Origin of the sequence: Streptomyces adelaidensis, assembly GCF_016598475.1 — a bacterium.
GTDB lineage: Bacteria > Actinomycetota > Actinomycetes > Streptomycetales > Streptomycetaceae > Streptomyces > Streptomyces adelaidensis.
Map to the genome: position 1 here is coordinate 61,407 of NZ_JAEMUX010000016.1, position 24,619 is coordinate 86,025.

Annotated in this window: 22 protein-coding genes and 2 tRNA genes; 5 read left to right on the forward strand and 19 right to left on the reverse strand. The window is 68.1% G+C overall.

The genetic code is table 11. From position 1 onward, the window contains the following. Nucleotides 1-127 precede the first annotated feature (127 nt). The 6 genes from I8N67_RS12170 to I8N67_RS12195 are packed head-to-tail and all read right to left on the reverse strand — an operon-like array spanning nucleotide 128 to nucleotide 4,510. On the reverse strand, nucleotides 128-871 hold the full coding sequence (locus tag I8N67_RS12170) for a class E sortase (RefSeq protein ID WP_200302946.1): 744 nt from the start codon (nucleotides 869-871) through the stop codon (nucleotides 128-130). Nucleotides 872-896: 25 nt separating this feature from the next. Continuing rightward, nucleotides 897-2,162 carry a class E sortase gene (locus I8N67_RS12175; RefSeq protein WP_200302948.1) on the reverse strand — a complete coding sequence of 422 codons (1,266 nt, stop codon included), beginning with the start codon at nucleotides 2,160-2,162 and terminating at the stop codon, nucleotides 897-899. After that, a complete protein-coding gene (locus I8N67_RS12180) occupies nucleotides 2,159-2,809 on the reverse strand; it encodes an aminodeoxychorismate/anthranilate synthase component II (protein WP_200302950.1) in 651 nt (216 codons plus the stop codon). The genes I8N67_RS12175 and I8N67_RS12180 overlap by 4 nt, the downstream gene beginning before the upstream one ends. Then, nucleotides 2,806-2,967 (reverse strand): hypothetical protein, encoded by a 162-nt coding sequence (locus I8N67_RS12185; RefSeq protein ID WP_200302952.1) that lies wholly within the window; start codon nucleotides 2,965-2,967, stop codon nucleotides 2,806-2,808. The genes I8N67_RS12180 and I8N67_RS12185 overlap by 4 nt, the downstream gene beginning before the upstream one ends. 53 nt (nucleotides 2,968-3,020) lie before the next feature. Beyond that, nucleotides 3,021-3,713 carry a class E sortase gene (locus tag I8N67_RS12190; RefSeq protein ID WP_200302954.1) on the reverse strand — a complete coding sequence of 231 codons (693 nt, stop codon included), beginning with the start codon at nucleotides 3,711-3,713 and terminating at the stop codon, nucleotides 3,021-3,023. Between the two features lie 17 nt (nucleotides 3,714-3,730). Then, nucleotides 3,731-4,510 (reverse strand): DUF881 domain-containing protein, encoded by a 780-nt coding sequence (locus I8N67_RS12195; RefSeq protein ID WP_200302956.1) that lies wholly within the window; start codon nucleotides 4,508-4,510, stop codon nucleotides 3,731-3,733. Between the two features lie 142 nt (nucleotides 4,511-4,652). Between I8N67_RS12195 and crgA the strand changes: the two genes are divergently transcribed. Next, entirely contained in the window at nucleotides 4,653-4,907 is a 255-nt protein-coding gene (gene crgA, locus I8N67_RS12200) for a cell division protein CrgA (protein ID WP_200302958.1), read from the forward strand. A 312-nt stretch (nucleotides 4,908-5,219) separates the two neighbouring features. Here the strand turns inward: crgA and I8N67_RS12205 are convergent, their stop codons facing one another. Both I8N67_RS12205 and I8N67_RS12210 read right to left on the reverse strand, forming a co-directional pair. After that, the gene (locus I8N67_RS12205) at nucleotides 5,220-6,110 is read right to left on the reverse strand and encodes a rhomboid family intramembrane serine protease (RefSeq protein WP_200303017.1); all 891 of its coding nucleotides are present in this window, start codon (nucleotides 6,108-6,110) and stop codon (nucleotides 5,220-5,222) included. Nucleotides 6,111-6,209: 99 nt separating this feature from the next. Then, nucleotides 6,210-6,743 carry a peptidylprolyl isomerase gene (locus I8N67_RS12210; protein ID WP_200302959.1) on the reverse strand — a complete coding sequence of 178 codons (534 nt, stop codon included), beginning with the start codon at nucleotides 6,741-6,743 and terminating at the stop codon, nucleotides 6,210-6,212. Between the two features lie 360 nt (nucleotides 6,744-7,103). Here I8N67_RS12210 and I8N67_RS12215 point away from each other — a divergent pair, with 360 nt between their 5' ends. Continuing rightward, nucleotides 7,104-7,805 (forward strand): DUF5324 family protein, encoded by a 702-nt coding sequence (locus I8N67_RS12215; RefSeq protein WP_200302960.1) that lies wholly within the window; start codon nucleotides 7,104-7,106, stop codon nucleotides 7,803-7,805. Nucleotides 7,806-8,260: 455 nt separating this feature from the next. Here I8N67_RS12215 and I8N67_RS12220 read toward each other — a convergent pair. Then, a tRNA-Ala gene (locus I8N67_RS12220) sits at nucleotides 8,261-8,333 on the reverse strand. A gap of 182 nt (nucleotides 8,334-8,515) precedes the next feature. On the opposite strand from I8N67_RS12220, the gene I8N67_RS12225 reads away from it, so the two are divergent. Both I8N67_RS12225 and I8N67_RS12230 read left to right on the forward strand, forming a co-directional pair. Further along, nucleotides 8,516-9,064: a helix-turn-helix domain-containing protein gene (locus tag I8N67_RS12225; protein WP_033530590.1), complete on the forward strand. Its 549-nt coding sequence runs from the start codon at nucleotides 8,516-8,518 to the stop codon at nucleotides 9,062-9,064. A 284-nt stretch (nucleotides 9,065-9,348) separates the two neighbouring features. Continuing rightward, complete coding sequence (locus tag I8N67_RS12230) at nucleotides 9,349-11,220, forward strand: serine/threonine-protein kinase (RefSeq protein WP_200302961.1); 1,872 nt, start codon at nucleotides 9,349-9,351, stop codon at nucleotides 11,218-11,220. Nucleotides 11,221-11,372: 152 nt separating this feature from the next. Here I8N67_RS12230 and I8N67_RS12235 read toward each other — a convergent pair whose 3' ends face one another. After that, nucleotides 11,373-12,857 carry a hypothetical protein gene (locus tag I8N67_RS12235; protein WP_372443695.1) on the reverse strand — a complete coding sequence of 495 codons (1,485 nt, stop codon included), beginning with the start codon at nucleotides 12,855-12,857 and terminating at the stop codon, nucleotides 11,373-11,375. 284 nt (nucleotides 12,858-13,141) lie between these two features. Then, nucleotides 13,142-13,270 (reverse strand): DLW-39 family protein, encoded by a 129-nt coding sequence (locus I8N67_RS42535; protein WP_003999697.1) that lies wholly within the window; start codon nucleotides 13,268-13,270, stop codon nucleotides 13,142-13,144. Between the two features lie 371 nt (nucleotides 13,271-13,641). Between I8N67_RS42535 and I8N67_RS12245 the strand changes: the two genes are divergently transcribed. After that, nucleotides 13,642-13,998, forward strand: a complete 357-nt coding sequence (locus I8N67_RS12245; protein ID WP_234045546.1) for a DUF6344 domain-containing protein — start codon at nucleotides 13,642-13,644, stop codon at nucleotides 13,996-13,998. Nucleotides 13,999-14,179: 181 nt separating this feature from the next. Here the strand turns inward: I8N67_RS12245 and I8N67_RS12250 are convergent. The 8 genes from I8N67_RS12250 to dnaN form a co-directional block, all read right to left on the reverse strand. Further along, nucleotides 14,180-14,256: transfer RNA gene (locus I8N67_RS12250), tRNA-Ile, on the reverse strand. 165 nt (nucleotides 14,257-14,421) lie between these two features. Next, nucleotides 14,422-15,261 (reverse strand): DUF3566 domain-containing protein, encoded by an 840-nt coding sequence (locus I8N67_RS12255; protein WP_200302962.1) that lies wholly within the window; start codon nucleotides 15,259-15,261, stop codon nucleotides 14,422-14,424. Nucleotides 15,262-15,279: 18 nt separating this feature from the next. Then, nucleotides 15,280-17,874 (reverse strand): DNA gyrase subunit A, encoded by a 2,595-nt coding sequence (gyrA, locus tag I8N67_RS12260; protein WP_200302963.1) that lies wholly within the window; start codon nucleotides 17,872-17,874, stop codon nucleotides 15,280-15,282. A gap of 42 nt (nucleotides 17,875-17,916) precedes the next feature. Continuing rightward, the gene (gyrB, locus tag I8N67_RS12265) at nucleotides 17,917-19,980 is read right to left on the reverse strand and encodes a DNA topoisomerase (ATP-hydrolyzing) subunit B (RefSeq protein ID WP_307835218.1); all 2,064 of its coding nucleotides are present in this window, start codon (nucleotides 19,978-19,980) and stop codon (nucleotides 17,917-17,919) included. A 384-nt stretch (nucleotides 19,981-20,364) separates the two neighbouring features. Further along, nucleotides 20,365-20,898 carry a DciA family protein gene (locus tag I8N67_RS12270; protein WP_200302966.1) on the reverse strand — a complete coding sequence of 178 codons (534 nt, stop codon included), beginning with the start codon at nucleotides 20,896-20,898 and terminating at the stop codon, nucleotides 20,365-20,367. After that, a complete protein-coding gene (gene recF / locus I8N67_RS12275) occupies nucleotides 20,895-22,019 on the reverse strand; it encodes a DNA replication/repair protein RecF (protein ID WP_200302968.1) in 1,125 nt (374 codons plus the stop codon). Before recF ends, I8N67_RS12270 begins: the two co-directional genes overlap by 4 nt. Before the next feature lie 103 nt (nucleotides 22,020-22,122). Further along, nucleotides 22,123-22,998: a phosphogluconate dehydrogenase (NAD(+)-dependent, decarboxylating) gene (gnd, locus tag I8N67_RS12280; protein WP_200302970.1), complete on the reverse strand. Its 876-nt coding sequence runs from the start codon at nucleotides 22,996-22,998 to the stop codon at nucleotides 22,123-22,125. A gap of 208 nt (nucleotides 22,999-23,206) precedes the next feature. After that, nucleotides 23,207-24,337, reverse strand: coding sequence for a DNA polymerase III subunit beta (gene dnaN / locus I8N67_RS12285; protein ID WP_200303021.1), 1,131 nt, complete (start codon nucleotides 24,335-24,337; stop codon nucleotides 23,207-23,209). Nucleotides 24,338-24,619 lie beyond the last annotated feature (282 nt).

Sequence of the window (24,619 nt, forward strand, 5' to 3'; positions counted from 1 at the left end):
GACGGAGCCCCGGCACCCCCTTCAGGGAGGGCGCCGGGGCTCCGTCGTAGTCCCGATGTTTCACGTGAAACATGCTGTTTCAGGTGAAACGGGCATCCATCGTCAGTCGGACAGGCCGTCGCACGGCCTACCGCAGTTCCTTCGGCAGCGTGCGCTCCGCGTTCACCCGCTCCACGCGCTCCAGCTCGCCCCACACGATGTACCGGTACCGGGACGTGTAGACGGGTGTGCAGGTGGTGAGGGTGATGTATTTGCCGGCCTTCTTCATGCCGGATTCCTTGGGGACGTTCGACAGGACCTTGACGTTGTACTTCGAGGTCTCGGTGAGGGTGTCGTAGACCTTGTAGACGTACCAGTTGTCGCGGGTCTCGAAGACGATCGAGTCGCCTTCCTTGAGCTTGTCGATGTTGTGGAACTTGGCGCCGTGGCCGTCGCGGTGGGCGGCGAGGGTGAAGTTGCCGTCCTTGTCGGAGCCGGGAAGGGTCGCCTTGACAGGGTTGGTGTAGTAGCCGGCGACGCCACCGTTGAGGATCTTGGTGGACGTGCCCTTCTTGACCAGGACCTCGCCGTTCCTCATGGCGGGGACGTGCAGGAAGCCGATGCCGTCCTTGGTGTCCAGGGCGCCCGGGCCGCCGTCTCCCGACGCCCAGTTGTCGCGGACATTGTTCGCTTCCTTGCCCGCCTCGCGATCGGCGAGGACGTTCGTCCACCACAGCGAGTAGACGACGAACAGGCCGAGCACCAGGCCCGCGGTGATGAGCAGTTCGCCGAAGACACTGACCGCCATGGCGATCCGGCCCGTGCCGCGGCGGCGCGGCACGGTCTCGGGCGCGCGCGTCTGCTCTTCGGTTTCGTCGGTGGTCACTGCCACAGTTCATCCGCCCTTGGTCGAGCCCCTACTGAACGAGCGCGTCGGGCTTTCCCTCGCTGCGCGGCCGTTCCTCCACCATCTTGCCCCACACGATCATGCGGTACTTGCTGGTGAACTCCGGCGTGCACGTCGTCAGCGTGATGTAGCGGCCCGGCCCGGTGAAACCCGAACCCGGCGGGACGGGGTTGAGCACGCTCACGTTCGTCGGCGGTGTCACCGGCAGGATCGAAGCCATGTCATAGACGTAGTACTTGTCCTGGGTCTCCACGACGATCGGGTCGCCCGGCTCCAGCCGGTTGATGTAGCGGAACGGTTCTCCATGCGTATTGCGATGGCCCGCGATCCCGAAGTTGCCCGTCTTTTCCTCGGGCATCGCCGTCTTGATGCTGTTCTCGTCGTAGTGTCCGACCATTCCGCGGTCCAGGACCTTCGACTTGCTGATGCCCTCGGCGATCGGCACGACGACATCCAGTTTCGGAATGTGCAGGATGGCGAAGCCCTGCCCCGGCTCGAACGCGCCCGGCGCCCGCTTGCCGCTCTTCCACTCCTCCTGGAGGCTCGTCGCCTCCCTGCCCGCCTGCTGGTGGGCCCGGATGTTCGACCACCAGAGCTGGTACGTGACGAACAGCAGCATCACCACACCGGTGGTGATGAACACCTCGCCGATGGCCCGGCTCGCCACCACGCCCGCGCTGGGTTTCCGCGCCCGCGCCGCGCGCCGCGCCTCGACCCGGGAGAGGGGGGTCGACGCCTCCCTGGCCGCCCCTAAGGGCCCCTCGGGCCCCTGAGCGCCTTCAGAGCCCGCGTGGGCGCCCAGGGAGACCCCGTGCCTCCCGTGCCGTCTCGCGGCCTTACGGCGGGCCGCACGGCCCCCGGGAACGGACGGAGCGGGTATCGGATCGGCCGCCGCAGCTATGCGTCGCGCCTCCTCCACCCGGAGCGCCACGGTCTCCTCGTCGATCGGAGGGTGCTCCTGGGGGGTGTCCGTCGAGGGGTGCTCGTGGACGGTCGTCGTATCGAAGGACTCGTAGCGGCCGCCGTACGGTGCCTGCGGACGCGGCTCATAGGCCTCGTACGGTTGCGCGTACGGCTGCTGCTGCCCGAACCAGTCTCCCTGGTCGTACCGCGGACTCTGCTGGGCCTGCTGCGCCTGCCATTGCCGCTGGGGCTCGACCGCGTCGGCGGCCGGCGTCCCGGGCCCGAAGGCCTCCGCCTCGAACGCCTCGGCGCCCCCGTACGCGGCCTCGCCGCCGTAGGGGGCACTCTCGCGCTCGGGGCGCAGGGCCGTCACGCCGTGGCCCTGCCCACCACAGGCGCCAGCCCCGTCGACCTCGCCACGGCCCCCTGGTCCCCGCACTCCACCAGCCAGTTGGCGAGCATGCGGTGCCCATGCTCGGTGAGCACCGACTCGGGGTGGAACTGAACGCCCTCGACGGGCAGTTCACGATGCCGGAGGCCCATGATGATCCCGTCGTGGGTGCGCGCCGTGACCTCCAGCTCGGCCGGCACGGTCGCCGGCTCGGCGGCCAGCGAGTGATAGCGGGTCGCGGTGAAGGGGGTCGGCAGGCCCGCGAAGACACCCTTGCCCCCGTGCTCCACCAGCGAGGTCTTGCCGTGCAGCAGTTCGGGCGCACGGTCCACGACACCGCCGTACGCCACCTGCATGGACTGCATGCCGAGGCAGACGCCGAAGACGGGGACGCCGGTCGCGGCGCAGTGGCGGACCATGTCGACGCAGACGCCTGCCTCCTCGGGGGTTCCCGGCCCGGGGGACAGGAGCACGCCGTCGAAGCCGTCCTGGGCGTGCGCGGTCCCCACCTCGTCGTTGCGCAGCACCTCGCACTCGGCACCCAGCTGGTACAGGTACTGGACCAGGTTGAAGACGAAGCTGTCGTAGTTGTCGACGACGAGGACGCGGGCGGGGCGGGCAGCACTCACTTGTCGTTCACCGTCGAATCGTTGAAGGGCAGCAGGGGCTCGGCCCACGGAAAGATGTACTGGAAGAGGACGTAGACGACGGCCAGGGTCAGCACGACGGAAATCAGCGCCCTCAGCCACGCGTTACCCGGCAGATGTCGCCAGATCCAGCCGTACATGCCGTCCCTTCCTTCACACCACAGCACCGGACTCACGCCGTACCGCCACCAGACTAACGGCGTAGTGCCTCCGGTTTCCCGGCCTCCACAGGCTGTGTGGATTCCAGATGGCCCCAGACGATGAGCCGATGACTGTGCCCCCACTCCGGGTCGCATGTCGTCAGCGTCAGATAACGTCCCGCGCGCGTGAACCCCGATTTCCTCGGGACGGGGTCGATGACCTGGACGTCCGCAGGCAATGTCCGATAGGGCCCCTTGTCGATGACGTACGTGAACCAGTCCGCGCCGTCGGTCAGGACGACGGCGTCGCCAGGGCGCAGCTTGGGAAGATCTTTGAAGGGATCGCCGTATGTGCGGCGATGGCCGGCGACCGCGAAGTTCCCCTTCTGCCCCAGCTGCGTGGTGTTCGCGTAGTGACCGAGCCCTTTCTTGAGAGTGGCCGTCTTCGTCCCCTCAAGGACGGGCTTGTTCCACGTGAAACCAAGCCGCGGGATGTACATGAGGGCGAAGGGTTTGCCGTCCTTGTACGGGGTGGGCGGCTCCGGGGCCGCCGAGGAGCCCGGCGTGGACGTCGGACTCACCGGCTGCTTCGCCCACTGGTCCTGGAGCAGGGCGACCTGGTGGGCCATCGCGGTGTCGGCCTTCACACCGGTCCAGAACAGCACGTAGACGACGAAGAGCACGAGCAGGGTGCCGAGGGTGATGCAGAGTTCGCTGACGGTCCTGACGATCACGCGCACCGACACGGGTCCCCCGGCTGCCGTTACTCCACGGGCTTCGCGTACTTCAGATCCACTGTGCCGGAGTAGCCGGGCAGAGTCACCGGCCCGTCCTCGGTTACTTTCCAGCCCAGCCCGTAGACGTTGACGTACACCATGTAGTTCTGGATCGCCTCGCTCGCCGCGAGCGCCTTCTGCAGCTTCTCCGGATCACCGACGGCCTGGATCTTGTACGGCGGTGAATAGACGCGGCCCTGGAGGATCAGGGTGTTGCCGACGCACCGGACGGCGCTGGTGGAGATCAGCCGCTGGTCCATGACCTTGATGCCCTCCGCGTCGGCCAGCCACAGGGCGTTCACGACGGCCTGGAGGTCCTGCTGGTGGATGACCAGGTAGTCGGGCTGGGGTTCGGGGTAGCCGGGGAGCTTGGCGGTGGCGTCCGGCGGAGCGTCGTCGAGGGTGACGGTGATGGCCTCGCCCTTGAGCTTCTGGGTGCCGGCGTTCTTCTCCAGCGCCTTGAGGCGGGCGTCCTCGGCCCTGGTGCTGCCGTCGTCCCGTTCGGCGAGGGCCTCGACGTCGTCCCGGAGCACCGCGTTGGACTCGTCGAGCTGTCCGTTCTTGTGGCTGCGCTCCTGGACGAGGTCGGAGAGCTTCAGCAGCGAGGCGTCCGTACGGATGTTCGTGCCCTTGGCGGTGTCGAAGCTGGTGAAGAAGATCAGCCCTGCGAGGGCGAAGACCCCGACGGTGAGCACCCGAGCGGGCCGGAAGCCGCCCCGGGAGGAGGCGTCGGAACCGGCCTCGGGGGAGTCGGCTGAATTGCTCAACGTACCCTTATCTCCTTAGGCGCCGCGGAAGCACTACGCTAACGGACGCCCGGGGGAGCATTCAGTGTCCCCTTGTACGCTGCCCCGGAGCCCGCCACCGTTCCCTGCGCGGCCACGCAGCGCATCGACAGGAGAGACCCTCGTGCCGAAGTCACGTATCCGCAAGAAGGCCGACTACACGCCGCCGCCGTCCAAGCAGGCCACGGCTATCAAGCTGAACAGCCGCGGCTGGGTGGCGCCCGTCATGCTGGCCATGTTCCTCATCGGGCTCGCCTGGATCGTCGTCTTCTATGTGACCGACGGCACGCTGCCCATCGACTCGCTCGGCAACTGGAACATCGTGGTCGGCTTCGGCTTCATCGCCGCGGGATTCGGCGTCTCGACCCAGTGGAAGTAGCGGTCTCCACTCGGTGGAAGTAGTTCTCCCCAGAGCTATCCACGGAGTTATCCACAGGTGTTTTCCACAGTGGGGAAAAAGAACGACGATCTGTGGATAACTCATCGAGGGTTGACGCCGGTACGACAGACCTACCGGCACCAGCAAACATGTTCGCCCCCTGCCTGACCTGCGAAAACGCAGGTGAGCGCCAGGGGGCGCACCTGTTCCCGCACGCTATGCACAAGATCCGCCACGGTCTGTGGACAACAGTTCCACATCAGGGCCGACCGGGTGTCGGCGAGCTGTCGGCCGGCCTCGATCCGAGCCGCCTCAGGTGAGCTGTGCGGTCCTGACCAGCGTGATGACCACCACGGCAGCCAGCATCAGGGCGCAGACGCCGTACTGGATCAAGGCCCGCCGCTCGCGCGGTGCGTGGACCATCGCATAGCCGATCAGGACGCCGCCGACGAGGCCGCCGACATGGGCCTCCCAGGCGATGCCGGACCAGCCGAAGGTGATGATCAGGTTGATGACCAGCAGGATGACGACCGGGCGCATGTCGTACTTCAGCCGCCGCATGAGGATGGCCGTCGCGCCGAAGAGCCCGAAGATGGCGCCCGAGGCGCCGAGAGACGGCTGGTTCTGCTCAGCAAGCAGATAGGTGAGCGCGCTGCCCGCGAGGCCCGAGGCGAAGTAGAGCGCGAGATAGCGGGCGCGGCCGAGCGCCGCCTCCAGCGGGCCGCCGATCCACCACAGGCTGAGCATGTTGAAGGCGATGTGCATGATGCTGCCGTGCAGGAACATCGATGTCACCAGCCGGTACCACTGGCCTTCGGCGACGCCCTGGAGCGAGGAGCCGAGCTCCGGGACCCAGGCCCGTCCGATGAGGTCGAACCGGTCGGTGAAGCGGTCGCCCACTGACATCTGCACCAGGAAGAGCAGCAGGTTCACACCCACGAGGATCTTGGTGACGAGCCGGGGGTCGGCCGCGACCGTGCCGCCCGCGAGGGTGCGCGGGGCGGAGGCGGACGGGGCGTGTCCCGTGCCGGAGCCGTTCCGGACGCATTCCGGGCACTGGAAGCCGACGGAGGCGCTCACCATGCACTCGGGGCAGATGGGGCGCTCACAGCGGGTGCAGCGGATGCCCGTCTCGCGGTCCGGGTGCCGGTAGCAGGTGGGCAGGCTCTGCGCGTCCTGCGAGCCGCTCGGCACCTGGTCCATGAGTCCCTCCGTCTCGGGTGAGGCACGCATCGCCCCGCTCATCCTTACGGACGGGCGGGGCGATTGGTTCCCTTCCGGGGCCTTGTGAACCTTTCGGGTTCAGCCCTGGCGGGTCTCCACGACGACCGACTCGATGACCACGTCGTTGACCGGGCGGTCGGTGCGCGGATTGGTCTGCGCGCCGGCGATCACGTCCACGACCTTCTGGCTGGCCGCGTCGACGACCTCCCCGAAGATGGTGTGCTTGCGGTTCAGCCACGCCGTCGGGGAGACGGTGATGAAGAACTGCGATCCGTTGGTGCCCGGGCCGGCGTTGGCCATGGCCAGCAGGTAGGGCTTGTCGAAGCCGAGGTCCGGGTGGAACTCGTCCGCGAACTGGTAGCCGGGACCACCGGTGCCGTTGCCCAGCGGGTCACCGCCCTGGATCATGAATCCACTGATCACCCGGTGGAAGACCGTGCCGTCGTAGAGCTTGTCCGTGGACTTCTGCCCGGTGGCCGGGTTGGTCCACTCACGCTCGCCCTGGGCGAGCTCGACGAAGTTACGGACCGTCTTGGGCGCGTGGTTCGGCAGCAGCCGTACCTCGATGTCGCCATGGTTGGTCTTCAGGGTGGCGTACAGCTGCTCTGCCACGATCTGCCTTCCGTTGTCCTCTGTGACTTCCCAGATCCTCGCACGGACCACGCCGTCCGTCCCCCGAGGCCCACACCTCCTGGACGGCGGGCACGCGGAAAACCGGTCGAGTACCCCCGTACCGGCGCGCTTCGCGGCGATCCGTGGCATTGTCGGCACTGTCGTGGACAAGTTCCCGTTGTCCCGTATTCATCCTCTATTGCACGTGACCGGTTCATGAGCGGCTCTTGCTCGATGATCTCCCGGAGTCGGCGCCATGACCCGGATGCCCGCCCTCACATGCCCCGGAGCGTTCCAGGAGGCATGATCCCCAAAAGGGTGGAAAGTCGAATTACGTACGCCACCGAGGAGGAGGATCCCGTGACCCGCATCGACAGCGTGCGCGCCGCGACCGGCTCGGCGAAGGACAGCGTGCTGCACGCCGCGGAAGTGGTGGCGCCCTACGCCGACACGGCCAAGGACAAGGCCTCGCACTACGCGCACGAAGCACGCGTACGACTCGCGCCGAAAGTGTCACAGGCCGCGGGGCAGGCACGCGTGCAGTACGACGCGTATGTCGTCCCGCGCCTGGAACAAGCCCGCACGCATGTGCCGCCGAAGGTCGACCACGCGGCCCACGAAGCCGCCGTCCGCACGCGACAGGCGGCCCGCCAGGCCGCCGACTACTCACGTCCACGTATCGAACAGGCGGTGGCCGCCGCGGGCCCCGCCCGCGGCGAGGCAGCTGCCCGCGGTGCCGCGGCGTTGGCCGCACTGCGCGGGCAGGTCTCGCCCCAACAGATCCACAGGCTGGTGCGCAGGCAGCAGCGCCGCGCGAGGCTCGGCCGCGCCGTCAAGGGCATGGCCGTGCTCGGCGTCCTGGCAGGCGGCGCCTTCGCCGCCTGGAAGTGGTGGGACAAGCAGGCCAACCCTGACTGGCTGGTCGAGCCCCCCGCTGCCACCGAGGTCTCCGACCCCGGCCACCTGTCCTCCGTCGACGGCAGCGGTCAGTCCGCCCTCGACCCCGAGGTCCAGGCCAAGCAGGCCGAGCAGGAGGAGGCCGACCGCGACGACCGCCGCTGAGAGCCGGCAGCCGAGGCCATTTTTCCGAGGCCACCGCTGTCCCAGGGCGCCGTCATCCCCAGATTGCCGGTGCCCGAGGGTGCGTTCGACCAGGCACCTTTCAACAGCCCTGTGGGGCAGAAGACTTGAAGATCTTCTGCCCCACAGGGCTGTTTCACGTGAAACGTCCCCCCTTCCCGACTGCGGGAACACATAGCCGGAATGTATTGATCCGGTTGCAAAGGGTGATGCACACACTTGGCCGCGTCCCGTTGTGATCCGGACCACTGATTTCGCAAATGCGCACGTCGACACGTGCCACCGCACGTCACCCCTTCCAGCGGGCTTCTCATGACGCAGTGCACAGATAGCGATCGCGACGATCCCTGCCCTGAAGGCGCCGGGGCCTTCGGCGCCGACGGCAGACAAAAGACCGGGCCGGATGTCGTGAGACATCCGGCCCGGTCAATCCACTGTGGAGCCTAGGGGAGTCGAACCCCTGACATCTGCCATGCAAAGACAGCGCTCTACCAACTGAGCTAAGGCCCCGGAAGGGAAACATCCACCCGGCGGAACCGACCACCGGAGGGCTTCGCAGACCAGAGTACCGGGTCACCCCCGGGATCTCGCAAAAAGATTGGGGGTCCCCGTGAACGACCACTCTCCGTAAGATGCTCGTCGTGGTTCGCTACAGCGAACCACGGTATTTGGGGAAGCGATGGGGAGACGCAATGGACGCCGCACAACAGGAAGCGACCGCAAGAGCCCGGGAGCTGCAGCGGAACTGGTACGGAGAGCCGTTGGGGGCGCTCTTCCGTAGGCTCATCGAGGACCTGGGTCTCAACCAGGCCCGTCTCGCGGGGGTGCTGGGCTTGTCCGCACCGATGCTGTCGCAGCTGATGAGCGGTCAGCGTGCCAAGATCGGCAACCCCGCAGTGGTCCAGCGGGTGCAGCTGCTGCAGGACCTCGCGGGTCAGGTCGCGGACGGCAGCGTGAGCGCTGCCGAGGCGACCGAGCGTATGGACGAGATCAAGAAGTCACAGGGGGGATCGGTGCTCAGCAACACCACACAGTCGACGACGAGTTCCGGGGCGCCCACGGTCAAGCGGGTCGTCCGTGAGATCCAGTCGCTGCTGCGCTCGGTGGCGGCCGCGGGCGACATCATCGAGGCGGCGGACACCCTCGCCCCGACCCACCCGGAACTGGCAGAGTTCCTCCGGGTGTACGGCGCGGGCCGCACCTCGGACGCGGTGGCGCACTACCAGTCCCACCAGAACTGAGCCCAAGGCCCGGTCCCCGGAAGGGGGTTCGGCGACCGGGCCGGAGCCGAAAAGAAGGGGGCGCGGGGCCTGCGGGCCCCGCGAGAGCCACACAGACGTGGACGTAGGCTCCAGGAGAGCCGGAGAAGAACAGCGGAACAGAGCGGCAGGGGGACAGGGGCTGGAAGACAAGCTCCGGGGGAAGCCGGGCACATGAGGCCGGCTCCGCGGAGGGCGGCGCGAACGCCGTGTCCTCCGCCGACGGGCAGGCAAGGGGGGAGCCGAAGGGGGAACGACGCACAGCCATGGGTGAGGTCTTCGCCGGCCGGTACGAACTGGTCGACCCGATCGGACGCGGGGGAGTCGGTGCGGTCTGGCGCACGTGGGACCACCGCCGCCGCCGTTATGTGGCCGCCAAGGTCCTGCAACAGCGCGACGCGCACGCGTTGCTGCGCTTCGTCCGCGAGCAAGCCGTGCGGATCGACCATCCCCATGTGCTCGCGCCCGCCAGCTGGGCCGCCGACGACGACAAGGTCCTCTTCACCATGGACCTGGTGGCCGGAGGCTCCCTGGTCAACCTCATCAACGACTACGGTCCTCTGCCGCCCGCCTATGTCTGCGGCCTCCTCGACCAGCTGCTGTCCGGCCTCAGCGCCGTACACGCCGAGGGCGTCATCCATCGCGACATCAAGCCCGCCAATGTGCTGCTGGAGGCCACCGGCACGGCCAGGCCCCGCCTGCGTCTGTCCGACTTCGGCATCGCCATGCGCCTCGGCGAGCCCCGTCTGACCGAGACCAACTACGTGGTGGGAACGCCGGGTTACTTCGCCCCCGAGCAGATGCTGGGCGCGGACCCGGACTTCCCTGCCGACCTCTTCGCGGTGGGCCTCGTCGCCCTGTACCTCCTGGAGGGCGCCAAACCCGACGCCAAGGCCCTCATCGAGCACTTCGCCGCCCACGGCACACCGAACGCTCCCCGGGGCATCCCCGAGCCCTTGTGGCAGGTGATCGCCACCCTGCTCCAGCCGGACCCCGACTCACGCTTCCGCACCGCCACGGGCGCCCGCAAGGCCCTCGCCGCAGCCATCGAGCTCCTGCCCGAGCCGGGGCCCGACGACGAGATGGTGGAGGTCTTCGACCAACTCGGCCCACTTCCCAAGGGGTTCGGCCCCGAAGGTCCACTGCACAGGGCGTCGGGGCTGGACAAGACCGGCACAAGCACCGCCGGTACGTCTTCGCCAACCCCTCACCCGGGTACGGGCACTCCTTCCAACTCGCCGGGATGGCAGGGCTCTTCGGCGTCCTCCTCGTCCGCGATCGCGCGGCCGGTCACCGGAGGCGCTTCACCGTCCGGCTTTGACGTGACGCCACCGCCCCACCCCGATCCGCCGGACCACCATCCGTCGCCCCACAATCCGCCGTCGTACAGCCCGCCGCCTCAGGACCCACCCTCGCAGCCCGGCACAGGCACACCACTACCGGCGTCGCACCCCGGCTCGGCTCCCCGATCTTCGTACACCGGCTCCATATCGCCACCGCCCCTGCCTCCCAGCGCCCCACCCCTGACCGGCTCCTCCGGCTCTGGCACCGGCACCGGCACCGGGCAGTGGTCTCAAGGACCGGGCTCCTTCACTTCCGCAGCTGCGGCGGCAGCCGCAGCTCCGCCGCCCCCCGGTCCCATATCGCCGGAGTCGCCCCCCAGCGCCGTACCGCCGCGGCCCGAACGCGACCCCATACCACCGCGACCGTCCACGATGTCGGACACCGGCAGCTTCCATCTGCCGCCGCCCCAACTGCTCGCCGCCCACGCGACGTCGCACGAGGCGGAACAGCACGCCCCCGGCTCCGGCTACCCACAGCACCAGCCGGAGCAACAGGCCACTCACCCCGCCACAGCGTCCGTCCAGCCTGCCCAAGCCCTGCGCCCCGACCCCACGCATGTCCCCTCCCCTCAGCCGCACCCGCCGCTGGGCCTCTCTCAGGCGCCGACCGCGGGGGTGCACCAGCACGCGTACGCCTCTACTGGTTCATACACCGCTCGGCCCTCGCAGGTTCCACGTCGGTCGAGGGCTCTTTCACGGCGCCGTCCGGGCCCGCCCGCCAAGGTGGTCGTTCCGGTCCTGCTGCTCGCACTGGCCTGCTTCGCGGTGGGGTTCTGGGCCCTGGGCCAGCTCTGAAGCCCGCCACCCGCCCGCCGACCCTGAGCCGCCCGTCGGCTCTGCAGCCGTCCGCCGACGCCTGTCGGCCGGCTCAGGCTCAGGCGCCGGCCGCGGACCGGGCAGTACCTGGCCTCGGCTCAGAAGACCGCCTGTCCTACCGCCCACCCGCCCTATCGCCCCCGGGACGCCCCATGCCGCCCCCGCGAGGTCGCGCCCGCACCCGGCGGCCGCGCCGAATCCGCAGCGGCGGACGACCGCCTGCGCGCCACGAGTGTCCACACCACAAGCCCCAGCACCAGCAGGCTCCCCGTGCCGATACCGCCCGCCGCGACGACCGTCATGGCGAGACGCCGGTCTCCGGTTCCCGTGGAATTCCCGGAGCCCTCCCCGCTGCCGGAGGTGTCCCCGCCCCCTTCACTGCCGGTGTCCCCCGTACCATCCAGCCTGTCCCCGGTCGCGCCGCTCTCGGCGACCTCCTGATCCTGCTCGGTGACCTCGAAGACGCCGCGCGGTTCGGCCGTACCCAGATAGCCCGGCCCGCCGACAGCCTTGCCCTCCAGCCGCACCCGCAGAGTCAGACCGAGAGGTTCCTCGCCGAACCGGTCGGCGACCGACTCCCCTAGATGTACCGCCAGGTAGTACCAGCCCGCGAACCTCATCCCGCTCACCTCGTCATCGAGGGAGAAACGGTTCTCGTACGCGACAGGGGGCAACGAGTCCAGGACAACGGACCGCTGTTCGCCGCTGTAGTTGGCGACCTTGTCGTCCACGAATCCGCGTACGGGGTTGTAGAGCGACATGACGAACGCGTTGCCCACATACCCGTCACCGCCGGTCGTGCTGCCCAGTTCGGCGGTGGCGTAGAGCTGCTGCCCCCAGCCGACCGGCACCTTGTAGAAGAGCGTCTCGCCGGCCCTGATCCCGTTCTCGTCCTGCCAGGCACCCTGCGTCACAGGACTCGCCGCGGCGAGCCCGCTCCCCCCGTTACGGCGCTGCGCGTCGCCCGACAGGCCCTCGGGTGACGCGGAGTTCCAGCTCTCGGGGGCACTCGTCGAACCCCCCTTCCGCACGGCGGGCTCCACCACGATGCCGAGTTCCAGCCCCCACTCCGCCGACGAACCCTCCGACGCGGAGCCTGAGGACGAAGCCCCCGAACCGACCCGCTCGATGACGACGTAGTACACGCCGGCCTCCTGGCACATGTACTCGTCGCTGCCGATCTCACGCGAGGCCCAGGCGGTGACGGGGTGCGCGCTGCGGGTCGGGCCGAAGCGGGCGGTCTCGTAGGAGCAGCGGTGCGCGTCCGCGTCCTGTACGGACACCCTGACGCCGTCCGCCGAGCCGACCGTCGCTCCCGCCCCGGGCACGACCGTGGCCGAGACGTACGCGTTGGCGACGGCGTCGAGGTCGAGGCGGTAGTAGAGCTTGCCGCCCGGATCGATGGAGCTGCGGTACGTCTTGCCGGGTGCCAGCCGCACCGCTCCCGTGCTGCTCGTCGCGCCCTCGACCGCCGTGGCGTCCTCGGCGTAGGAGTACGGGGTGGGTACGTCGGCCGCCGCGGCGGGCCCGGAGAGCGCTGTCGTCACACACAGGGCCGCTGTCACAACCGCCCCCATGGCTGCCGCGGCTCGCCACCAGACCGTGCGCCGCCCCATCACGCGCCACCCATCGTCGTAGAGCCGAAGCCACAGCACGGAAGTCGCGGCTCCGAACGCGCCTATCCTGCCGGGCCGTAGGCGCCAATACCTGCCTTCCTGCGGACGAGCGGCCAAAAACATGCTTTATAGAGACGCCCACTTTGCTGCAGCAACGAAATTGTTAGCCAAAGCGAATCAGCGCTTCACGGAATGAGCCGAAATGTCCGGGGCGATGCGCCCGGGCAACACAAAACCCCGACCGCGAGCGCGGCCGGGGTCTGCTCTGAGACTGATGTCGATGTTCACGAACCCGTGGGCACGGAGTCAGTCGCCTCCGTCCACAGATCCTGCTCGGCGCGATCCGCCTGGATCTGGCGGTACACGAGGAGCCCGCCGATGGCGGCCAGTGCGACCAGGAGAAGCTTCTTCACCGCGCGACCTCGTCTTTCCTTGACATAGGGGACCTCTGGCGCCCGACTATACACACCGACCGAGACCGATCGGTGACCTGCGTCGGCCGCTCAACTGCCGCCGGGAATGCCGTAGTAGAACCGGACACCACCCTTCCGATCACAGGTTCATCACACAGGTCCATCACATCTCGCACACGCCGACGGACCCATCGCCCCCGACCTTTCACTCCCTTCCTACGGCTTCTTGGAACATCCCGCACCCCTTGCGTCCATCCGAGTGGTGTTCATCTGAACATCGACGCGCCAATGAGCGTCGGTCCATGATTTCGGAGCCCACATACACATCATGAGGAAAGTACGCAAATCGCCCGACCCGAAAGTGAGGGGCCATGGCCCAGAACAAGGTCATGAAGCTGTGGACCGCCATCGTCGCCGTCTTCCTCGCGCTGTGCACGGCGCTCGGACTCGCCACGACCACGGCCGCCGCCGCAGTACCGCGGACCGAGACGATCCGCAACTGCGCGACGACGCCGGCGATGTCCCTCCCGGCGCGGTCCCCCGACCGCGCCCTGCCCCCCACGATGAAGCAGCGCATCCGCGCCGAGGCTCACGGCTCCTCACCCTCCTGCCGCCGGCGCACGGTCCTGGATACGGCCACGAACACCGCCACGGACATCAGTGTCCCGGCCTCCGTCCCGGACACCCCCGTCCCACGGCCCCAGCCGCTCGCACGCCTCCAGCGCTGATCCTCGATCGCCCCCCCACCCACACAGCGGCGATCTTGCGACAACCACTAGAACTCAAGTACCGACCGGGGGCTTCTCGCATCCTGGATCCGCTTCCACAGCCGCTTCCGCGATGTCGACCGACCACACCACCCGGGAACGACAAAGACCCTCAACCGATACCGGTTGAGGGTCTTCATGCTGGTGGGGCTAACAGGATTTGAACCTGTGGCCTCATCCTTATCAGGGATGCGCTCTAACCAACTGAGCTATAGCCCCGCCGCGCTCTGCGGTGTGTGTCCCGCGCGCTGACCCCTGAAGATTAGCGCACGACGTGGGCAGTCCCAAAATCGATACGGGGAGGGGGCCGGTGACGCGCTCGGGCACCCCATTGGGGACGGCGATTCACGCCGTCCCCTGTGTCGTCCCCTCACACAGCTGAGGTCACTCGTCCTCGGCGAGCGTCAGCTCGATACCGCCCACGAAGCCGGCGGAGAGGTTGTAGATGAAGGCGCCGAGCGTGGCGAGGGCGGTGGCGAGGACGACGTCGATGACCGCGATGATCGTGGTGAAGATCAGCACATTGGGCAGTGACAGGAACGACTGCAGGTCGAATCCGTTGGACTCGTTCGAGCCGGTGGCCTCGGAGATGGTCGCGCCGACCGAGGAGAAGACGCCCATCGCGTTCATGACCATCCACAGCACCGCAGCCGCGACGACCGTGCAGATACCGAGGGCGATGGAGAGCAGGAAGCTGACCTTCATCACGGACCACGGGTCGGCCTTGGCCACCCGCAGCCGGGCCTTGCGCGTACGAGGCGTCGTACGGGCCCCCGTGCGCGGTTTACGGGACGAACCCTCCGGAGCAGGCTGGTAGGCCTGCGGCGGGTGGTACGGGCCCGTCTGCTGCTGCGCCTGCCGCTCCCCGGGCAGTGCGGACGCACCGGCCTGAGCCGGTGCCTGCGGCTGGGCGGGAGGCTGAGGCTGCGCCGGAGCCGGCCGGCCGGGCCCGCCCTGAGCCGCGGCCGGTTTGCCCGGCCCGGGCTGCTGGGTCTGCGGACCTCGGGTGTCCGTCACAGTTCCCCCCTGGGATCCATGCCCGTCGGGCGAAGGCGCGGCCGAGGGCGACGCCGAATCGGTCGTACTCGGCTTGATCGCCTTCAGTTGGGTCGTGTGCGTATCCATCGCACGCGCGGCGGAGCCACGGCCGCCGCCGTCCGCCTCCGATCCGGTCGAAGTGCCGGCCGAAGTACCGGACGACCCGGCGCCCGTGGCTCCGCTCACGCTGACTCACTCCTCGTGCTACTCGGAGGAGGGCGCCTCGCCCTCGTCCGTACCGACCGTCACAACACCCTCGGCGGTCTCGTCCACGGCGTCGTCGCCGTCGACCGCTTCCGCCTCACGCCCCGCCTCGGCGTTACGAGCGATACCGACCACGGCATCGCGCTTGCCCAGGTTGATCAGTTGGACGCCCATGGTGTCACGGCCGGTTTCCCTGATCTGGTTGACTCGCGTACGAATCACACCGCCCGACAGCGTGATGGCGAGGATCTCATCGGTCTCCTCGACCACCAGCGCGCCGACGAGGGAACCGCGGTCCTCGACGATCTTGGCGGCCTTGATACCGAGGCCGCCACGACCCTGAACGCGGTACTCGTCGACGGCGGTCCGCTTCGCGTACCCACCGTCTGTGGCAGTGAACACGAACGTACCGGGTCGAACAACATTCATCGAGAGCAGCTCGTCCGCCTCACGGAAACTCATGCCCTTGACACCCGAGGTGGCCCGGCCCATGGGCCGCAGTGCCTCGTCCGTCGCCGTGAAGCGGATCGACTGTGCCTTCTTGCTGATCAGAAGGATGTCATCTTCTGCCGAGACGAGTTCGGCTCCGATCAGTTCGTCGTCGGAACCGTCCTCCTTTTCACGGAGGTTGATCGCGATGACACCGCCGGAACGGGGCGAATCGTAATCCTTCAGAGGCGTCTTCTTCACAAGACCGCCCTTGGTGGCGAGCACCAGGTACGGCGTGGCCTCGTAGTCACGGATCGCGAGGATCTCGGCGATGGCCTCGTCCGGCTGGAAGGCCAGCAGGTTCGCGACGTGCTGGCCACGCGCGTCCCGTCCGGCGTCCGGCAGTTCGTAGGCCTTCGCGCGGTAGACGCGGCCCTTGTTGGTGAAGAACAGCAGCCAGTGGTGGGTCGTGGACACGAAGAAGTGGTCGACGATGTCGTCTTCCTTGAGCTTCGCGCCCCGTACACCCTTGCCGCCGCGCTTCTGCGAGCGGTAGTCGTCCGCCTTCGTCCGCTTGACGTAACCGCCGCGCGTGATCGTGACGACGATGTCCTCCTCGGCGATCAGGTCCTCCATGGACATGTCGCCGTCGAAGGGCACCAGCATGGTCTTGCGGTCGTCGCCGAACTTCTCGACGATCGCGGCCAGTTCCTCGCTGACGATGCCGCGCTGGCGGATCGGGGAGGCGAGGATCGCGTTGTACTCGTTGATCTTCGTCTGGAGTTCGGCGTGCTCCTGGAGGATCTTCTGGCGCTCCAGGGCGGCCAGGCGCCGCAGCTGCATCTCCAGGATCGCGTTTGCCTGGATCTCGTCGATCTCCAGGAGCCCCATCAGGCCCGTGCGCGCGATCTCGACGGTGTCGCTGCGCCGGATCAGCGCGATGACCTCGTCGATGGCGTCCAGGGCCTTCAGCAGGCCGCGCAGGATGTGCGCACGCTCCTCGGCCTTGCGCAGCCGGAAGCGCGTACGGCGGACGATGACCTCGATCTGGTGCGTCACCCAGTGGCGGATGAACGCGTCCAGGGAGAGCGTCCGGGGTACGCCGTCAACCAGCGCCAGCATGTTGGCGCCGAAGTTGGTCTGCAGGTCCGTGTGCTTGTACAGGTTGTTCAGCACGACCTTGGCGACCGCGTCGCGCTTCAGGACGATGACCAGGCGCTGGCCCGTACGGGACGACGTCTCGTCACGGACGTCCGCGATACCGCCGATCTTGCCGTCCTTCACGAGGTCGGCGATCTTCTGCGCGAGGTTGTCCGGATTGACCTGGTACGGCAGCTCCGTGACCACCAGGCACTGGCGGTTCTGGATCTCCTCGACCTCGACGACCGCGCGCATCGTGATGGAGCCGCGGCCGGTCCGGTACGCCTCCTCGATGCCCTTGCGGCCGACCACCAGGGCGCCGGTCGGGAAGTCGGGGCCCTTGATGCGCTCCATGAGCGCATCAAGGAGCTCCTCGTGCGAGGCCTCCGGGTTCTCCAGGTACCACTGGGCGCCGGACGCGACTTCGCGGAGGTTGTGCGAGGGGATGTTGGTGGCCATGCCGACCGCGATGCCCGCCGAACCGTTGATCAGCAGGTTCGGGAAGCGCGCCGGCAGAACCGTCGGCTCCTGGTTGCGGCCGTCGTAGTTGTCCTGGAAGTCGACGGTCTCCTCGTCGATGTCCCGGACCATCTCCATGGACAGCGGCATCATCTTGCACTCGGTGTACCGCATGGCGGCGGCCGGGTCGTTGCCCGGGGAACCGAAGTTGCCGTTGGAGTCGACCAGCGGCATCCGCATCGACCACGACTGCGCGAGGCGGACCAGCGCGTCGTAGATCGAGGAGTCGCCGTGCGGGTGGTAGGTGCCCATGACGTCGCCGACGACACGGGCGCACTTGTAGAAGCCCTTCTCGGGCCGGTAGCCGCCGTCGTACATGGCGTACAGCACGCGGCGGTGGACGGGCTTGAGACCGTCGCGTACGTCCGGCAGCGCACGGGACACGATGACGGACATCGCGTAGTCCAGGTACGAACGCTGCATCTCCGTCTCGAGCCCGACGGGCTCGATACGCAGGGTCGTCTCGCCGGCCTCGTCGGACGTGACGGGAGTGTTCTCGTCGGCCATTGCTGGTGGGGATCCTTCCTGGTGCGGTCAGCTGAGACCGACTCAGATGTCGAGGAAGCGGACGTCCTTGGCGTTGCGCTGGATGAACTGGCGCCGGGCCTCGACGTCTTCACCCATGAGGACCGAGAACAGTTCATCGGCCTGGGCGGCGTCGTCGAGCGTGACCTGGCCGAGAACACGGTGGTCCTGGTCCATGGTCGTCACGCGCAGTTCCTCGGCGTTCATCTCGCCGAGACCCTTGAAGCGCTGGATCGAGTCGTCCCTGACGCGCTTGCCGTTCTGCCGGCCGAGCTCCATCAGAGCGTCACGCTCGCGGTCCGAGTACGCGTACTGGAAGTCGTCCCGGCCCCACTTGATCTTGTAGAGCGGGGGACGCGACAGGAATACGTGTCCCGCCTCGACCAGCGGCCGCATGAAGCGGAACAGGAAGGTCAGCAGCAGGGTGTTGATGTGCTGGCCGTCGACATCGGCGTCCGCCATCAGGATGATCTTGTGATAGCGGAGTTTGGAGATGTCGAAGTCCTCGTGCACACCGGTGCCGAAGGCGGAGATCAGCGCCTGGATCTCCTGGTTCTGCAGGATCTTGTCGATCCGCGACTTCTCGACGTTGAGGATCTTGCCGCGAATCGGGAGGATCGCCTGGTATTGCGGGTTGCGGCCGGACTTGGCCGAGCCACCGGCGGAGTCACCCTCGACGATGAAGATCTCGCACTTCACGGGATCGTTCGACTGGCAGTCGCTCAGCTTGCCCGGCAGAGACGCCGTCTCGAGGAGGCCCTTGCGGCGGGTCAGGTCACGGGCCTTGCGGGCCGCCACGCGCGCGGTGGCCGCCTGGATGGACTTGCGGATGATGTCCGCGGCCTCGACCGGGTTGCGGTCCAGCCAGTCCGTCAAGTGCTCGTGGACGACCTTCTGCACGAAGGTCTTGGCCTCCGTGTTGCCCAGCTTGGTCTTGGTCTGGCCCTCGAACTGGGGCTCGCTCAGCTTGATCGAGATGATCGCGGTCAGACCCTCGCGGATGTCGTCACCCGTGAGGTTGTCGTCCTTCTCGCGCAGCAGCTTCTTGTCGCGTGCGTAGCGGTTGATCAGACCGGTCAACGCCGCACGGAAGCCCTCCTCGTGCGTACCGCCCTCGTGCGTGTGGATGATGTTGGCGAAGGAGTACACACCCTCGCTGTAACCACTGTTCCACTGCATCGCGACCTCGATGGACAGGAGCTTCTCCCTGTCCTCCGCCTCGAAGTCGATCACGGACGGGTGTACCACGTCCCCCTTGCGGGAGTTGAGGTGCGTCACGAAGTCGACGATGCCGCCCTCGTAGTGGTACGAGACACTCTTGACCTCGTACTTCTCGTCCTCGCCGGCCTCGTCCGCACCGGCGGTGGCCTTCGCGGACTCGCGCTCGTCAGTGAGTTTGATAGTCAAACCCTTGTTGAGGAACGCCATCTCCTGGAAGCGCCGCGAGAGCGTCTCGAAGGAGTAGTAGGTGGTCTCGAAGATGTCCGGGTCGGCCCAGAAGGTGACCGACGTGCCGTGCTCGTCCGTGGCCTCGTGCTTGGCGAGCGGGGCCGTCGGGACGCCGAGTTTGTAGTCCTGCGTCCAGCGGTAGCCGTCGGTCTTGACCTCGACGGCGACCTTGCTGGACAGGGCGTTCACCACGGAGACACCGACGCCGTGCAGACCACCGGAGACCGCGTAGCCGCCGCCACCGAACTTGCCGCCCGCGTGCAGCACCGTCAGCACGACCTCGACAGCCGGCTTTCCCTCCGAGGGGACGATGCCCACCGGGATGCCGCGGCCGTTGTCGATGACCCGGACGCCGCCGTCGGGCAGGATCGTCACGTCGATGGTGTCCGCGTGCCCGGCCAGGGCCTCGTCCACGGAGTTGTCGACGACCTCCTGCACGAGGTGATGCAGGCCACGCTCACCGGTCGAGCCGATGTACATGCCGGGCCGCTTGCGGACCGCGTCCAGCCCTTCGAGGACGGTGATGGCGCTGGCGTCGTACGAGGCTGTGACCTCGCCATTGGCGCCGACGTCGGTGGACGGGATGTTCTCGTTGGGGTTGCCGGAATCGGCCACGAAGCGCCCTTTCTGGCACAGCACAAGCCAGGCTCCAGGCAGGTTTGCCGGAGCGGCTGCGGCATGTTGCGGTGGAAGCCTTTGTCAGCGTTGCACAGTGTTTCCGAAGCGAGCCCCACGAATGGGGCGGGATTAGCCTCCAGTCTACCGGTAGCGCCGACAGTGATGGGGGTTTGCCGGTACCTGAGTCCTCATGTGCCGCCCTGAACCGGTCTCTCCCGACTCCCCATATGCGGAGCGGGGCTCCAAGAGGCTCACAGCGGCACTCAGCGCTTCCGGGTGTCAACCCTTTGCTACCCCCGGGTCAGGTCGCCGTTCGCAACCGCATGCGAACGCGCGCGCCGGAGCACACGGCCGTGCGGGCGGGGCCGCGCAGGCTCTCGGGCAGGGCCCGAGATGTGACTACGGTCACCCGTAGGTGTCGCCGGGCCCGGTGCTCCCGTGGGCGCGCAGGGGCCCGTAGCGACGGACCGAACCGCTGGGACCGTGCACCTTGAGCAGTTGCACGGTGCCGTGGCCGAGGTCCTCGTTGAGCCGGGCAACCAGTTGCGGGGCGAGCAGTCGCAGATTCGTCGCCCACGCCGTGGAGTCGCACCGCACGTGCAGGACCCGCTCGTCCTCGTCGTACCGCTCCGGTACGCATTTCCTGGCCAGGTCCTCGCCGACGATCTGCGGCCAGCGGCCCATGACCCCGCCGACGGCGGCCGGGGTCTCCCAGCCGCGCTCGGTGATCAGCCGGTTGATGGCGGAGCCGAGGGCCATCGGGTCACGGCCGTCGGCGCGCGCTCCGGAGCGCAGCCCGCCGCCGCGCCTGGCCTGCTTCCGCTGCTGGGTGGCTTCGCCACGCGCGCGTGCGGCTTCCTTCGCGGCGCGCAGCGCCACGCGCGCGAGGTCCACTCCGGAGGGCTCGGGGGGCTTCGGGGCTCCCTCTGATGCGCTCATACGCGCTCCACCGTCCCGTCGGACACGACATACCGGGCCCCCGCCAGTACGTCCGGCACGTCGTCGTCGACCGCGGCCGTCACCAGCACCTGCTCACCCGGCGCGACCAGCCCCGCCAGGCGCTCGCGCCGGGTGGTGTCCAGCTCGGCGAACACGTCGTCGAGGATCAGCACCGGCTCATTGCCCTCGGCCCGCAGCAGGTCGTACGAGGCGAGCCGCAGCGCCAGGGCGTACGACCAGGACTCGCCGTGGGAGGCGTAGCCCTTGGCCGGCAGCTCACCGAGTTTGAGAACCAAATCGTCCCGATGGGGCCCTACAAGGGTGACGCCCCGCTCGATCTCCTGCTTGCGGGCGTCGGCGAGGGCCGCCATCAACTGCTCATACAACTCCTCGCGTGCGTGGCCGACGACGCCGAGGGAGGAAGGTTTGTATTCCAAACTCACGGCGCCGCCGCCGGGCGCCAGCTGGTCGTAGGCCTTGTCGGCGAGCGGCTGGATCGCGGCGATCAGATCCAGCCGCTGGGCCAGCAACTCGGCGCCCACACGCGCGAGGTGCTGGTCCCAGACGTCGAGCGTGGACAGGTCCATGGTGCGACCGCCGTGCCGACGGGCCAGCGCAGCCGACTTGAGGAGAGTGTTGCGCTGCTTGAGGACCCGCTCGTAGTCCGAACGCACGCCCGCCATGCGCGGGGTCCGCGTGGTGACCAGCTCGTCGAGGAACCGTCGCCGCTCACCCGGATCGCCCTTGACCAGGGCGAGATCCTCCGGAGCGAACAGCACAGTTCGTACGATGCCAAGGACGTCACGGGGTCTGACCTGCGAGGATCTGTTGATGCGAGCGCGGTTGGCCTTGCCGGGGTTCAGCTCGAGCTCGACCAGCTGCTGCCGCTCGCCCTGCCGCACCTGCGCCCGGACGACCGCGCGGTCGGCGCCCATACGGACCAGCGGCGCGTCGGAGGAGACGCGGTGACTGCCGAGGGTCGCGAGATAGCCGACCGCCTCGACCAGGTTTGTCTTGCCCTGCCCGTTGGGGCCCACGAACGCGGTGACGCCCGGGTCGAGCGGGACCTCGACCCGGGCGTACGAGCGGAAGTCGGCCAGCGACAGATGCGTGACGTGCATGGTCGGGTGCCGACCTCCCCCATGGGTTGTGGACCGCTGTGCGGTCCTGTGGATGACTTCTCGTCAACCGTTGTTCGTTCTTGCTGTGTGTTATTGCCGCGGGCTACTTCTTCTCGACCGCGTGGCCACCGAACTGGTTCCGCAGCGCCGCGATCATCTTCATCTGCGGAGAGTCCTCTTGGCGCGACGCGAACCGCGCGAAGAGGGAGGCCGTGATCGCGGGCAGCGGCACGGCGTGGTCGATGGCGGCCTCCACGGTCCACCGGCCCTCGCCGGAGTCCTGTGCGAAGCCCTTCAGCCGGTCCAGGTGCTCGTCCTCGTCGAGGGCGTTCACCGCCAGGTCGAGCAGCCAGGAGCGGATGACTGTGCCCTCCTGCCAGGAGCGGAAGACCTCGCGGACGTCCGTCACCGAGTCGACCTTCTCCAGGAGTTCCCAGCCTTCGGCGTACGCCTGCATCATCGCGTACTCGATGCCGTTGTGGACCATCTTCGCGAAGTGCCCGGCGCCGACCTTGCCGGCGTGCACCGCGCCGAGGTCGCCCTCGGGCTTCATCGCGTCGAAGACCGGCTTCACCCTGGCGACGTTCTCCGCGTCGCCGCCGTACATCAGCGCATAGCCGTTCTCCAGGCCCCAGACGCCACCCGAGACGCCGCAGTCGACGAAGCCGATGCCCTTGGCCGCCAGCTCCTCGGCATGCTTCTCGTCGTCCGTCCAGCGCGAGTTGCCGCCGTCCACGACGACGTCACCGGGCTGCAGCAATTCGGCCAGCTCGTCGACGGTCGACTGGGTGGCGGCACCGGCCGGGACCATCACCCAGACGACGCGCGGGCCCTTGAGCTTGCCCACAAGTTCTTCCAGGCTGTGGACATCGGCGAGATCCGGGTTCCGGTCGTATCCGATGACGGTGTGGCCTGCGCGGCGGATCCGCTCGCGCATGTTGCCGCCCATCTTGCCGAGGCCGACGAGACCGAGCTCCATCAGTTGTTCCTTAGGTTGCGACGTGGCATGAGGGCACCTGCGTACCCACGCACGAGCCTAAACCCGGACTCTCACGCACACCTGTGGGCATACCCGCTCATACGTACACCCCGACCTGCGGCTTCACACCCAGGGCCCGGTGATCCACCGGGCCTCACAGCGCTGTGGACGACCGCCGACGGCTCGGGCCGCGGCGGCGTCCGGCCGGTCAGCCGCTGAGCCGCACCGGCATGATCAGGTACTTGTAGGCCTCATCCGCCTCGGCGTCCACGGCCGGCTTGCCGCTGAGCAGCGCGGGCTTGGTGGACGTCGTGAACGACAGCTGGGCGACCGGGGAGTCGATGGCGCTCAGGCCGTCCAGCAGAAACGTCGGGTTGAAGGCGATCGAGATGTCGTCGCCCTCCAGGTGGGCGTCGACCCTTTCCACAGCCTGTGCGTCGTCGCTGGAACCGGCCTCCAGGATCAGCACCCCCTGCTCGAAGCTCAGCCGCACCGGGGTGTTGCGCTCGGCGACCAGGGCCACACGCTTGACGGCCTCCACGAAGGGGGCGGTCTCGATCACGGCCACGCTGTTGAACTCCGTCGGGAACAGCGTGCGGTACTTCGGGAGGTCGCCTTCGAGGAGACGGGTCGTCGTACGACGGCCGGCGCCCTCGAAACCGATCAGGCCCTCGCCGGAGCCCGAGCCGGAGAGCGCCAGGATGACGCTGTCGCCGCTCGTGAGGGCCTTGGCGGTGTCCAGGAGCGTCTTGGCGGGCACCAGGGCGACCGCGGACGCCTCGGGGTTCTCCGGCTTCCACAGGAACTCACGGACCGCGAAGCGGTACCGGTCGGTGGAGGCCAGGGTGACCGTGTCGCCCTCGATCTCGATGCGCACACCGGTGAGGACGGGCAGCGTGTCGTCGCGCCCGGCGGCGATGGCCACCTGGGCGGCGGCGGAGGCGAAGACCTCGCCGGGGACGGTGCCCGTGGCGTTCGGCATCTGCGGCAGGGACGGGTACTCCTCCACAGGCAGTGTGTGGAGCGTGAACCTCGAGGAGCCGCAGACCACGATCGCCCGTACACCGTCTGTGGAAATCTCCACCGGGCGGTTGGGGAGGGCGCGGCAGATGTCTGCGAGGAGCCGACCGGAGACGAGCACCGTGCCCTCCTCGTCGACCTCCGCCTCCACGGACACCCGCGCCGAGACCTCGTAGTCGAAGCTGGACAGACTCAGCTGGCCTTCCTCGGCCTTCAGAAGGAGGCCGGCGAGGACCGGCGCCGGCGGACGGGCCGGAAGGCTGCGCGCCGCCCAGGCCACGGCCTCCGCAAGTACGTCGCGTTCCACCCGGATCTTCACTGTTGCCGCCTCCTGCTGTTGCCGGCGCTTCTCGCCCTGCCTGGCCTTCGTCGTCTGTCTCGGTGTCGTCGGACCCTGTGACGGGAAGGACACCGGGGAACAGTCTGACGCACACCACTGACACTCGGAGCCTCTCGGGGTCAAGTCGTGACGAGGCGCGGTCAGGCAGCTCAGAGCGAGTTGTGCACAGGACCCACTTCGAAACGGATTCCCAGCTCTCTCTAGTTGCTAGTAGTAGTAGGGCCTGTGGAAACCGTGGATAACCCCGTTTCCCCAGCTCAG